The sequence below is a fragment of the Comamonas odontotermitis genome (assembly GCF_014207855.1).
Lineage (GTDB): Bacteria > Pseudomonadota > Gammaproteobacteria > Burkholderiales > Burkholderiaceae_C > Comamonas > Comamonas odontotermitis_A.
On the sequence record NZ_JACHKZ010000041.1, the window covers coordinates 16,959 to 27,913 of the forward strand.

The following is a 10,955-nucleotide window of genomic DNA, read 5'->3' on the forward strand; positions in this document are numbered from 1 at the left end:
GTTGCTTCCTTACAGCTCAGTCTTCAGGCGATTGAGCAAATCACTGTGGACCGCTGGATTGACTTCCTTGCGGAGAATCTGCTCAGCACCCTTGACGGCCAAAGCGGCAACTTGCTCGCGCAGCGATTCGCGCGCCTGGATCACTTGCTGCTCGGCTTCAGCGCGTGCAGCTGCAATGATCTTGTTGCCTTCTTCGGTCGCACGAGACTTGGCCTCTTCGACGATTGCTTGGGCACGACGGTCTGCGTCCGCGATACGCGACGCTGTTTCATTGCGGGTTGCGGAAAGTTCTTCCTCAACGCGCTTGTTCACAGCTGTCAACTCGGACTTTGCCTTATCGGCAGCAGCAAGACCATCGGCGATTTTCTTTGCTCGCTCATCCAACGCCTTGGCAATAGGTGGCCACACGAATTTCATCGTGAAGAGCACCAGAATCAAGAAGACAATGGCCTGAACGAACAGGGTCGCGTTAATACTCACGGCAACACCTTTCTATCTACGGCGTTGATCGGAGCTTAGGCCAGTTGGAATGGGTTGGCGAAAGCGAACAGCAGGGCGATAGCAACACCGATCAGGAATGCAGCGTCGATCAGACCAGCCAAGATGAACATCTTGGTTTGCAGTTCGTTGATCAGCTCAGGCTGACGTGCCGACGATTCCAGGAACTTGCCACCCATCAGAGCAATACCGATCGAAGCGCCGATAGCGCCCAGACCAACAATCAGACCACAAGCCAGAGCGACGAGACCGAGAACGTTTTCCATGATGACTCCTGAGATAAAAAAGAAAGGTTAAGAGAAAAAGGAAAGGGAACAGTTAGTGAGCTTCATGCGCCTGGCCGAGGTAAATCAGCGTCAGCATCATGAAAATGAAGGCCTGCAGAGTAATCACCAGAATGTGGAAGATTGCCCAGATCGTGCCTGCAATGATGTGCCCCACGGGGAGCAACACACCAGAGAGCGACATAGCCGCTGCGCCACCCATCAGGGCAATCAGCATGAACACCAACTCACCAGCGTACATGTTGCCGAACAGTCGCATGCCATGCGACACGGTCTTGGCAACGTATTCAATGATCTGCATGAGCAGATTGACAATGCCGAGGATCACGGCAAAGAAGGGATTCTTGGAGGTGCCAAATGGTGCGGAGACCAACTCGTGCGCCCAACCGCCCACGCCCTTGATCTTGACGCTGTAGTACAGGCACAGGATCAGCACGGCGGTAGACAGGCCCAGCGTGGTCGACAGATCGGCCGTCGGCACTACACGCAGGTAGGCGTGGTGGTCGCCAGTAGCGCCCTGCCACAGCAAGGGCAGCAGATCAACAGGCAGCATGTCCATGGCATTCATCAGGAAAATCCAGACGAACACGGTAAGCGCCAGCGGAGCGATGAACTTGCGCGACTGGGCATTGTGGATATTGGCCTTGGCCTGGTTGTCCACCATCTCAACCAGCATTTCCACGGCAGCCTGGAAGCGGCCTGGAACGCCCGACGTGGCCTTGCGCGCTGCCAACCACATCACAAAGATGCCCAGCAGGCCCAGGATCACGCTGACAGTGACCGAGTCGAGGTTGACCACCGAAAAGTCGATGATCGACTTTTGCTTGATGTTCTGGAGATGCTGCAAATGGTGAACGATGTATTCACTTGCAGTGGGTGCATTCGCGTCTGCTGCCATCGGACAACTCTTCTTCTCAAATACAAACTGTTATTCGGATCTGGTCAGCAGCCACAGCGCCAACCAGTACGTCTTCATCACCACAACCAGGCCCAACACCAGCGCCAACCAGTTGAGCCCCGGCACCACCAGCGGCGCCAGCAATAGCAGCACCACGGTCAATACCAATTTTGCGATCTCCAAGCCAAAGAACCGAACCATGGCAAGATTTTCCTGCCCAGCCCCTAGTTGCATCCGTAGCCCACGTGCAAAAAGGGCAGCGGGTATTACTACCGCCGCCGCGCCATATGCTACCGACCACAACCACCCGGCCCGCTGCGTGATCAGGCCCACCAATGCAGCAAGCACAACCCCGACCACCAGCTGCCACTTCACAACGCGCCCCACCGACACCGATGGATTGCGTCTGCGCCACTCCGCTGCTTCTTCGGCAGTCAGGGGCTTGAAGTCCGGCTCTTCGGCCGCATGTTCATCTCCTGGAGCACTTGTAGTCATATAGTCTGCCCCTAGAACAACACCAGCCAAAGCCTGCGATTATAAGGATAAACCCGTTGGAATCGGAAAGCGTTTTCGCAGGCGCTTGGTTTTTTGCTGCGCGAGTGCGTTTACACAAGCTTGTTTTTTGTAAGATTAGCCTTACAGAATTCCGATGCCAAAGACGGCACTCCTGCTGACCGTTCGTACCCTTCAAGCTTCTGTTTTAATAGCAAAATGACCTCTTCTGAAACACCTTCCAACACTCCAAAAAATGGCGACGATCCGCACAAGGATTCGCTGATCGAATACCCCTCAGACTTTCCGATTAAGGTGATGGGGCTTAACCAGGACGGCTTTGTCCACACGGTCACCACCATTGCCAAGCAGTTCGACCCTTTCTTCGATGCGAGCAAGATAGAGCTGCGCCCAAGTGCCGGAGACAAGTACCTCGGCGTAACGATTACTGTCACCGCCACCAGCCGTGAACAGCTGGACAGCCTGTATATGGCGCTCACTTCCAACCCCATGGTCAAGGTTGTGCTCTAAGCGCAGCCCTGTCACCTGCGCGAACCCTGTCGGCCCCTTGCCGCCGCCCTCTTGCCCATGCAGACCCGTTTTTTAGGCCTGGCCGAGTACCCCGCAACTGTTGAGGCCATGCAGCAGTTCACGGCACAGCGTACTCCCGATACGCGCGACCAGCTATGGATTTGTGAGCACCCTGCCACATTTACCCAAGGCCTGGCGGGCTTGCCCAGCCACCTGTTGCATACCGGCGACATACCAGTGGTGCAGACCAACCGTGGTGGTCAGGTCACCTACCATGGCCCGGGACAGGTTGTGGCCTATCCCTTGATCGACTTGCAGCAAGCCGGGTACTTCGTCAAAGAGTACGTCTTCCGCCTGGAGGAGGCCGTCATCCGCACCCTTGTACAACTCGGTGTGACAGGGCATCGCGTGGCAGGCGCCCCTGGCATCTATGTGCGGCTTGATGACCCCTCGTCCCATGCACTACTGCCCCAGCGCCCACAAATGCGCGCACCGGGCACACCTGCACCTGAGCCGGTGTTTGATGGCCTGGGGAAAATTGCGGCGCTGGGCATCAAGGTCAGCCGCCATTGCACCTACCATGGCGTCGCGCTGAACGTGAAAATGGATCTGGAACCCTACCACCGCATCAACCCTTGCGGCTATGCGGGGCTGCAAACCGTCGATCTTTCTACAATAGGCGTCGATGCACAGTGGGATGAAGTCGCCGCCATTTTGGCCAGCGAGCTGTCCACCCGCCTATCCCCGTGAGACCTGCCATGAGTACCAACGAAGTCGTGCGCGAAGCGCAATCTGCCGACAACTACAACCCGCTGGCCAAGCAAAAAGCGGCCGCCAAGCTCTCGCGCATCCCCGTCAAGGTGGAGCAGGCGCCGTTGCTCAAAAAGCCCGAATGGATCCGCGTCAAGGCCGGAAGCCCCACCACGCGCTTTTACGAGATCAAGGACATCCTGCGCGAGAACAAGCTACACACCGTCTGTGAAGAAGCCAGTTGCCCAAACATCGGAGAATGTTTCGGCAAAGGCACCGCTACCTTCATGATCATGGGCGACAAGTGCACGCGCCGCTGCCCGTTCTGCGACGTAGGTCACGGCCGCCCTGACCCGCTCGATGTGAACGAGCCCCTGAACCTCGCCAAGACCATTGCCCAGTTGCGCCTCAAGTACGTGGTGATCACCAGCGTGGACCGTGACGACCTGCGCGACGGCGGCTCCGGCCACTTTGTCGAATGCATCAAGAACATCCGCGAACTCTCGCCCACCACGCAGATCGAGATTCTGGTTCCCGATTTCCGTGGCCGCGACGACCGCGCGCTCGAGATTCTCAAAGCCGCGCCGCCCGACGTGATGAACCACAACCTGGAAACCGCGCCTCGCCTGTACAAGGAAGCACGTCCGGGCTCTGATTACCAGTTCAGTTTAAATCTGCTCAAGAAGTTCAAAGAGCTGCACCCCACCGTACCCACCAAGAGCGGCATCATGGTGGGCCTGGGCGAGACGGATGAAGAGATCCTGCAGGTGATGCGCGACATGCGCACCCACAACATCGACATGTTGACGATCGGCCAGTACTTGGCACCGTCCAACAGCCACCTGCCCGTGCGCCGCTACGTGCACCCTGACACCTTCAAGATGTTCGAGGAAGAGGCCTACAAGATGGGCTTCACGCACGCAGCCGTCGGCGCCATGGTGCGATCGAGCTACCATGCCGATCAGCAGGCCCATGCGGCTGGGGTGTATGTCAATGACTCGAAGTAAATGAGAAAATCTCGAAGTAGTTGAGAAAATATCGAAGTGATGCGAAAAACTGAACTACTTCGAGCTCACGCACGGCGCTTAAAAGCGTCATACCACGCCGAGGCCTAGTGGAAAGTAACGCTCCATCATTGCGCATCGCAGCCTTTCCCAAAGGCCAGGACATATGGCGCATTGACTGGTTCGGTCCGATCGCTTTTCCCGACCGGATGACCCGCCGACGACACCCGTCGGTGTTGGTCTATCTCTCAAAAGTGGTCGCTAGCACCCCTCTAGAGAACCCAAAATCCCTACTACAACCCGACTGCACCCTGCCAGCGAGCCAACAGACCAAGAGGTGGGTCAGTGTCGGTACTACATTGCTGTTGCGTATTGGGGATCTTTGGCAAGATCAGACACTGCTCGCCCGCCCCAACTATGAAGAAGAGACCTTCGAAAATCTCACAATTGATCGCGAGCACACCAGCTTGGTCAAGGCAGGCTCAAGCTTTGAGAATGGCCAGTTTCTCTTGCCGCTGGCACAACATCCGTGGCATCTCAACAACACCCATTCCTACTGCATACGTGTAGCGTTACCAGAAAGGCGGTACTTGGTGGTGCCTTGCATGGAACTGGTCCGCTTCTATTTTGGCTCATCCAGCGAACTGATTTCCCGCTTATTTGAGCCACCATTGGCGAGGAGTAACCTGCATGGCAAAGTCCATCTATCGCCCATTGGCAACATGAATCTTGAATTAGCCGAGCGCATTCCGCAGGCGAGCGCTGAAGACGTTGCTCGCATCGCGGGTAGTGACGCAGCATGGCGAGCTGCAGCCCTCATACCTTCTTCTTGCCTGAAAGCTTCTACGGCGGGTCATGATGTCTATCCTCAAGCCATTTTTCCGTTTGAAGGCCTCACTACTCTTGAGGTAACGGGCAAATGGCTTCCACAAGGAGATGTAGACCATGGCACATTTCTCGTTTACCAGTTGCGCAGTTGCTCCCATCCGTTTCCATTTCGGGCACTGCGCTTTAAGCTAAGCCTTAGTGCTTCACAAAGGCCAGTAAAGCGGGGCACCTTGAGCCCCACCCCGGAAGTCCAATCCCGCCGGACATCAGCCAAGCCCAAGGCATCGACTCTTCGTGAACAGGATGCATCATCGAGCCTTGGATCGGCAACAAAGCCGGTCTTTGGAAGGCGTCGCTTCCCTGACTTGGACAACAAACCCGTCAAAGCCACGCGCCCCATTCAAACATCATCATCTCAAACCGCCTATGCGGGATCAGCACCAGCCGTGGCTGATATGGCAGTGGGCTCGCCAGGCTCCTCTCAGCGCATACGCTCTGTCAGTCTGGTAGATGCCAAACAAGACAACCTGCCAGGCTTTCTAAAGCACGTGTTACCCGCCCTCGCTGCGATCGAAGTTACACAAGTTCGCGTGTTGCAATCAGGAGATGAAGAGGACTGGACGATTCCGACGCCTATGCTTGTCAATGAAGACGGCGTCCTTCCAAACACACTGCTCATTTCAAACGAAAGCCATAGGCCAAGACGCGTCGCTTCTTTTTTGATAGAAAAAAATGGAGAGTCTGCAGTGCTTACAGCTTTTGAGGCACTGCATCTAATGCTGTTGCTTTGCCCTCTGAGCCCTGACGAAACCGAGAAATCTACTTCCATCGGCCTGGAGATCGCAAAGAGTTTTGCAACGCGAGTACAGCGACCCAATACTGCCGTTTTGTTTGTCCCTAAGAGCAACGCAGCCCCCGCAGAATTTATCCGAAGATGGATAGTTGCAAAGTGGACTGCCCTGGTCAGGTAAACAGATTCCAGCCTCACGCTCGGCCGCGCTCAAACCATAGCCATTAATTTCATCTGAATTGTTTAGCAAAGTACGCGGCAGCCTTTCTTAAAATGTCGCGCTCCTCGGTCACCCGCTTTAGCTCTTTTTTCAGATAGCGCAGCTCTGCGCTTTGTGAGAGCTGTGACTGGCGTTCACCTACAAATGTCCTTTGTACTTTTAGCCATTGGTAGATGCTGTGTTGGCTAACGCCATAGTGTTCTGAGACATCAGCCACGGTACGCCCATACTCCGTAATCTGTTTGACTGCTTCGCTCTTGAATTCTTCTGGATATCGCTGCTTACTCATGATTGTTCTACTGGACATCAGAGGGGCAGGTTAGAGATCATCATCTGCCGCATCTGAGCACGCCTTAGGCAAACGCACCAACCGCCATGCGCTTGAGCAGCGTCTCGACTTCAGCAAGACCCTCTTCCGTCAGCATGAGATCAACGGGCTTTGCCATGTTCAAAGATGGCTGAGGCCTGTTAAGCCATTCATCCAGCCACTGAGCCGCGTCGAATTGCGCTGCTTGTTCTGGATCTCCATGTGTGGTGACAAGTTCGTGCACTACTTCAAGTAGTCGTTCTCGTGCTGAGTCCATCCTGGCGGCACCTTTCTGGCATGGCACAAGCACATGCGAAGTCAGCACAGGAGTGCTGAATGCAGGGAGCGGTTAGTCCTCTGATTCGGAGTGATCAGAAGCTGCTCTTGTCATTGTTGCGCTTTTGCTGGCGTTGGGACTGCAAACCATCCCGCCAGGCCTTGGAAAAGCCGCTGCTCATGTACCTCACCTGCATCTCGAAGCTTAGGTGGGGAGCGTCGAGTTCAATGATGGAGTCGGGTGCAGAGAACTTCGCAAAGTTGTTGCCAACAAAGGGACGCTCCTTCTTGACCATCTTGTATTTGCCAGCCAAGACATCGAATACCTCATCGAATCGATGGTTCTGCATGGTCATCACCACAGCCGTCAATTTCTCATCCGGCGTGAAGATATAGAGCACTGAATTCAGCCCTTGGATTTCATAGCTGCTGCCTGGTACTTCCAGCGTTGGACCTTCACTCCAGGTGTTGGTGCCGCCGTTTTTTACAGCACCGGAGGCCGCTGCTTGCTTGCGAACCTGCTCCAGCGTCGAGACACCAATTTCGACACCCAGCACTTTGAGGCCTGCGTGTGCAGGCAGCGCCAGGCTGCTCAAAACGAATGCAATGAAGAAGGAAAGCAGCGACAGCCACTTTTGAAACGGGGATGAGAAAGTGCGCATATCTCGATTGCCGGTGAATGAAAGACGATGAATGATTAGTTATTCAAACTATAGTTGGAAGACTGAATGGTAGCGGCTTGATTCAATTTCTCCAACTATTGTTGGAGTTTTGATTGGATCTGCCTCGGGCATTTGGAGATGTGTTGCGCATGTACCGCAAACAGGCGGGCATGACACAGGAACAGCTGGGATTTGAGGCTGGGGTGGAGCGCAACTATGTATCCATGCTGGAGCTGGGACAGCGGCAACCGACAGTAGGAACGCTCTTTAGTCTGGCCAAGGCACTGCAAGTGCGTCCATCTATTCTGGTGGCCCTGCTGGAGGAGCGTCTAGAAGCGTCTTCCAATCCATAAAGGGTGGATCGTGAGCTTGTTCGCTATGACTGGTGCAGAGGGAAGGATACGAACGGTCTGGCTGCCAAGTGGGGATTTGGCAGTATCTGGTCCATCATCGGGTTCTTTAGAGCAGGTCATGTTCGACATCTGCCGCTGGGATGGTGTTCGCAATACGAAATACGGGGGATGGATCATTCCTCGCGCCTGTGCAGATCGGGCGTTGCGCGCGCTGAGCAGTCGCTGTACGAAGATTGCGGATTAAAAAGGCGAAAGCCAGATCAACGGATCTGGCTTTCAGGTCGCGGTCAGGAGAACAGATTCGCCTGGCGCTTACACACATAGTGAGAGAGAGCTGCAAAGCTCAGACCCACAATCAGGAAAATTGGCGAGCAACGCAGTTGCTCATGTGGTTAGCCGCTGCCTAACCGACCCACTATTTGCTCTTTACAAGCTGACCGTGGGGAGTGCTACGCGGACCTCTTCGTATGTTTAGAGAGCGGGGAGGTTCAAACACGCTCTGCTCCCATGGTACACGAAATCTAATTCACATGATGAATCGCCCCGAGTTTCAGATGAGTGGTGGACAGTGGCCTTTGCTGTAGCAGGCCGACAGGTTGTAGGAAGCCCATTCTTAAGACACATGAACAGGCACTTCAGACCAAGATGGCCTCTGCCAAGCCGATCGTGTGCCCAAAAGCTAACTACTGACTCCTTGATGACGAGGTTGGAGACCTTGCGAGACCGATTCGCCGTGCTGCCCTCACCTTGGATGTGGATGCCGTTTTGAGAATTTGACAAAGTTGACGAAATTGAATAAATTGAAAGAATGCGTGATGAAAACTTGACTCAAGCTGACTGTTCTGATGGTTCCCGCGTTATAGGTGTCTATGTGCGAGGGCGCTACATGACACTACCGTGCCACGAACAAGGGCGGATCATTCGTCTTGAACCGCAGCCAGAAACGGTCAGATCGTTTGCCGAAGAGCTTCGAAAGTCACCGGAGCAGCTTTTGGAGCAATTGCATGCGGCCGGCGTGCAAAAAGAGGGGATGGACTCACCACTCACAGATGCAGATAAGCAAAAGTTGCTCTCTCACTTGCAGAGTCTGTATGTGGCGGGTGATCGTAAGAGGATCACGCTCACGAAAAAGGCCCAAGAAAAAGTCAGAGCAGAAATCAAGCAAGAGGTCAAGGAAGAAATAAAGGTTCAAGCTCATGGCGAAAGCCGTAGCAATGAAGACAAGACTGTCTGCCGAATCATCTATCCGTATTCGCTGCGCGGCTTGTTCATTGACGACGAGCTTCCTTCATATCTGAAGAGCGCTTTTCAGGCGATATATGGATTTCAACCTACATGGTTTGATGCCAGGGCGCTTCGTCCTTATATCGACCGCTTGACGGCTATCTATAAGGCTGCGGAAGTCGGCGACAGAGAAGCGCTTCTGCATGCCCTCCAGCAGTGCTTTGAAGGCGCCAGTCCACACGTCTTTTCGACCCTTGAAGCACTTGTTCTATGGATATGTGATGACTACTTCAGTAGCCCATTCACAGCAAAAATTCTGATCGCTTGGGCCAGATACGAATCGGTACTTTCACAGAAAAAGCTAGAGAACCGGTATCTGCGCTCTGGCAATACCCTGGCTGCGCTGGCCTCGTGGCGGTTAAGGCGAAACAAGCGCTTCTTTCCATCCTGTGTGGCAACAATTGCCCTCCATTGATTGAGAAGCCGCATTGGCGGCGCATGTCCCATGTCTCAACAATCTTCCAAAGTAAGTTCAAATTCAACTCAGGCTCCTATCATGCTATTGGCCGTATCTTTTTCCATGCTTGATCGCTTAGGCATCCGCCTTAGTGATCTGGAGGAGATCGGCCTTGCATCTGTCAGCTCTAATCTTGGTCGCTTGCCATCAGGCTTCTTAAAGGTAGTCTCTTTGCTGGAAAGCACCTCCCCTCCCCAGGACCTAAACGCGGAGCTTCTCACGGCCGAATCCATGGCCAAGCGCATGCAGTGCACTAGAGCGAATGTGTACGAGCGGGAAAAGAAGGGAATGCTCTTTTCAGTATTGCCGCCGGGGCGAGAAAATGGCCGTCGCTACCCAGCATTCCAGATCAGTCCAAAACTCGACTCGGTCATGCTGGCAAGGCTGATTGAGCGCTTTCGCCTGCTCAATGCGCCTATGGCCCTCCTATGGGATTTTTTGCGCTCAGTTCAGCCTTCGTTAGGCGGACTGACGGGGGTAGAGCTAATGCTAGGCGTATCACCAAAGCGCAGCGGTATAGACTTGGCTGTGATAGGCGAATTGAAAAAGCTCGAAGCTGCAAAGCTTCATGAGTATGTCATTGACCACGCTTTGGAGGGCCTCAGTCATGCCCTCTCATGATCACACAGATACCTAACTACGAAGAGACTCTTCAACACAATGGCCTCACAGTCCGCTTGCGCTGCTTAAGCGCTGGCATGGAGCTCCATCGACTCTTTCGATTCCCTGGTGGGGACTTCAGCCCCTCTCCTGCTCAATACCGCTTGGGCCGTTTAGATCCTCCGCTGGGCAGGAGCGATGAGTATGGAGTTCTCTATACCTCGGATGCATTTTTTACGGCTGCACTGGAATTTGGGGCTTTACTCCAGCTGCCGACCGACCCGCCCACCTACGAGCGCGTGCATGACACTAACACGGAGCTTCCGCCAATTCAGCATGTGATTTTGCGCTCCCAAGAGGACCTCAAATTCATTGACTTTACTGATCACGCAACCGCTAGCGTCTTCGGGCTAGATCTTAAAAGTGTCCTTGATGATGTCCGGCCATGGCGAGAGGCTGCGGCAAAGGCGGTTGGTCTTCTGAGGGAGGCCGAAAAAGCGGCGGCGCTTGTCGGCATTAGCTACGCAAGTAAGCGAAATCCAGCAGCTACAAACTATGCACTATTAGATGGAAAGTACCAGTACTATTTGACCGCGCAGAATCAAGGAGCGATCTTCCGATGATCGCGGCTTTGTTGCACAAATCCGGGCCGCAGCGGTAGTAGGCTCGGATGATGAGTGAGACGAACTGGGGTCGGCGCAAGTACCGCACCACAAACTGG

Annotated in this window: 14 protein-coding genes and 1 pseudogene; 8 read left to right on the top strand and 7 right to left on the bottom strand. The window is 54.3% G+C overall.

Annotated features, from left to right (window positions below):
- Nucleotides 1-9: 9 nt before the first annotated feature.
- Genes HNP33_RS19580 through HNP33_RS19595 form a run of 4 tightly spaced genes read right to left on the bottom strand, consistent with a single transcriptional unit; the run spans nt 10 to nt 2,175 of the window.
- Nucleotides 10-480: a F0F1 ATP synthase subunit B gene (locus HNP33_RS19580; RefSeq protein ID WP_184711542.1), complete on the bottom strand. Its 471-nt coding sequence runs from the start codon at nt 478-480 to the stop codon at nt 10-12.
- 35 nt (nt 481-515) lie between these two features.
- Entirely contained in the window at nt 516-764 is a 249-nt protein-coding gene (gene atpE / locus HNP33_RS19585) for a F0F1 ATP synthase subunit C (protein ID WP_021025615.1), read from the bottom strand.
- Nucleotides 765-816: 52 nt separating this feature from the next.
- Nucleotides 817-1,680, bottom strand: coding sequence for a F0F1 ATP synthase subunit A (gene atpB, locus HNP33_RS19590; protein WP_184711543.1), 864 nt, complete (start codon nt 1,678-1,680; stop codon nt 817-819).
- Between the two features lie 30 nt (nt 1,681-1,710).
- Nucleotides 1,711-2,175, bottom strand: a complete 465-nt coding sequence (locus HNP33_RS19595; protein WP_184711544.1) for an ATP synthase subunit I — start codon at nt 2,173-2,175, stop codon at nt 1,711-1,713.
- Nucleotides 2,176-2,391: 216 nt separating this feature from the next.
- Between HNP33_RS19595 and HNP33_RS19600 the strand changes: the two genes are divergently transcribed.
- From HNP33_RS19600 to HNP33_RS19615, 4 genes are all read left to right on the top strand, one after another.
- Nucleotides 2,392-2,703, top strand: a complete 312-nt coding sequence (locus tag HNP33_RS19600) for a DUF493 family protein (protein WP_184711545.1) — start codon at nt 2,392-2,394, stop codon at nt 2,701-2,703.
- Nucleotides 2,704-2,760: 57 nt separating this feature from the next.
- Complete coding sequence (gene lipB, locus HNP33_RS19605; protein ID WP_184711546.1) at nt 2,761-3,453, top strand: lipoyl(octanoyl) transferase LipB; 693 nt, start codon at nt 2,761-2,763, stop codon at nt 3,451-3,453.
- Nucleotides 3,454-3,461: 8 nt separating this feature from the next.
- Entirely contained in the window at nt 3,462-4,460 is a 999-nt protein-coding gene (gene lipA / locus HNP33_RS19610; protein WP_184711547.1) for a lipoyl synthase, read from the top strand.
- Between the two features lie 107 nt (nt 4,461-4,567).
- A complete protein-coding gene (locus HNP33_RS19615; RefSeq protein WP_184711548.1) occupies nt 4,568-6,256 on the top strand; it encodes a hypothetical protein in 1,689 nt (562 codons plus the stop codon).
- A 65-nt stretch (nt 6,257-6,321) separates the two neighbouring features.
- On the opposite strand, the pseudogene HNP33_RS19620 reads toward HNP33_RS19615, so the two are convergent.
- The 3 genes and pseudogenes from HNP33_RS19620 to HNP33_RS19630 all read right to left on the bottom strand — a co-directional run.
- A pseudogene (locus HNP33_RS19620) lies at nt 6,322-6,584 on the bottom strand (transposase); the annotation flags it as partial.
- Nucleotides 6,585-6,648: 64 nt separating this feature from the next.
- Nucleotides 6,649-6,846 (bottom strand): antitoxin Xre/MbcA/ParS toxin-binding domain-containing protein, encoded by a 198-nt coding sequence (locus HNP33_RS21240; RefSeq protein ID WP_184711550.1) that lies wholly within the window; start codon nt 6,844-6,846, stop codon nt 6,649-6,651.
- Between the two features lie 127 nt (nt 6,847-6,973).
- Nucleotides 6,974-7,540 (bottom strand): hypothetical protein, encoded by a 567-nt coding sequence (locus tag HNP33_RS19630; protein ID WP_184711551.1) that lies wholly within the window; start codon nt 7,538-7,540, stop codon nt 6,974-6,976.
- 140 nt (nt 7,541-7,680) lie between these two features.
- Between HNP33_RS19630 and HNP33_RS19635 the strand changes: the two genes are divergently transcribed.
- The 4 genes from HNP33_RS19635 (at nt 7,681) to HNP33_RS19650 (ending at nt 10,857) form a co-directional block, all read left to right on the top strand.
- Nucleotides 7,681-7,893 (top strand): helix-turn-helix transcriptional regulator, encoded by a 213-nt coding sequence (locus HNP33_RS19635; RefSeq protein ID WP_325064966.1) that lies wholly within the window; start codon nt 7,681-7,683, stop codon nt 7,891-7,893.
- Nucleotides 7,894-8,701: 808 nt separating this feature from the next.
- A complete protein-coding gene (locus tag HNP33_RS19640; protein ID WP_184711553.1) occupies nt 8,702-9,592 on the top strand; it encodes a translation initiation factor IF-2 N-terminal domain-containing protein in 891 nt (296 codons plus the stop codon).
- A gap of 30 nt (nt 9,593-9,622) precedes the next feature.
- Nucleotides 9,623-10,255 (top strand): hypothetical protein, encoded by a 633-nt coding sequence (locus tag HNP33_RS19645; RefSeq protein ID WP_184711554.1) that lies wholly within the window; start codon nt 9,623-9,625, stop codon nt 10,253-10,255.
- Nucleotides 10,256-10,332: 77 nt separating this feature from the next.
- Nucleotides 10,333-10,857, top strand: a complete 525-nt coding sequence (locus tag HNP33_RS19650) for an RES family NAD+ phosphorylase (RefSeq protein WP_267906731.1) — start codon at nt 10,333-10,335, stop codon at nt 10,855-10,857.
- The last annotated feature ends 98 nt before the right edge of the window (nt 10,858-10,955 follow it).